Source organism: Microbacterium sp. GbtcB4, from assembly GCF_019091465.1.
Taxonomy (GTDB): domain Bacteria; phylum Actinomycetota; class Actinomycetes; order Actinomycetales; family Microbacteriaceae; genus Microbacterium; species Microbacterium paraoxydans.
This window is the reverse complement of sequence record NZ_JAGXJJ010000348.1, coordinates 1-248: the sequence shown is the minus strand read 5'-3', so window position 1 is coordinate 248 and position 248 is coordinate 1. Positions and strand designations below refer to the sequence as shown.

Genomic DNA, 248 nt, shown 5'->3' with positions numbered 1-248 from the left:
GTCACCCCAGTTCCACGAGTAGGTCAGAGTCGCGCCGTCGGACGCGCTCGAACCCGCGGCGTAGACGTTGACGTTCAGCCCCGATGCCGTCGCCGTGATGGCCGCCACCGGGTCGGCATGCGTGGTCGTCACCTGTCGAGTGGTGGACGCGCTGCCGCCGCGATCGGCGGTGACGGTCAGAGTCACCGTGCGGGTGCCGGCGGGGGCGTACACGTGCGTGGCGACCTGCCCGGTCGACGGCGTGCCGT

General features: G+C 71.8%; 1 protein-coding gene. It reads right to left on the bottom strand.

Features of this window, described 5'->3' with window-relative positions; all coding sequences use genetic code 11:
• Window positions 1–248, bottom strand: a 248-nt coding sequence (locus tag KVS71_RS18125) for a PKD domain-containing protein (protein ID WP_217585230.1), incomplete at both ends; no start/stop codon positions are given.